Below are 271 nucleotides of genomic sequence, written 5' to 3'. Positions count from 1 at the left end.
TAGATCACTAGCTCCACGCTCTCGGTGTGCCCGGTCAGGCCCGAGCACACTTCCTCGTTGGTCGGGTTCGGGGTCACCCCGCCCGCATAGCCCACCGAGGTCGAATACACCCCCGGCAAGGTCCAGAACTGGCGCTCCGCGCCCCAGAAGCAGCCCATGGCGAAGCGGATGCGCTCCAGCCCGGCGAAGCCGTCCTTGAGCGGAGGGCGGTTCACATAGTGCTGGTTGTGCAGCGGAAGCGGGTGCTCGCGGCCGGGCAGCGCCTCTTCCG

Annotated in this window: 1 protein-coding gene; it reads right to left on the bottom strand. The window is 68.3% G+C overall.

Going from position 1 to position 271, the window contains the following annotated elements:
* On the bottom strand, window positions 1-271 hold a 271-nt coding region (locus ACQG3P_RS19795; protein ID WP_426805996.1), incomplete at both ends, for a peptide-methionine (S)-S-oxide reductase.

It is taken from the genome of Stenotrophomonas sp. SrG (assembly GCF_050031795.1).
Lineage (GTDB): Bacteria > Pseudomonadota > Gammaproteobacteria > Xanthomonadales > Xanthomonadaceae > Stenotrophomonas > Stenotrophomonas rhizophila_A.
This window is presented reverse-complemented; position numbering and strand designations above follow the sequence as displayed.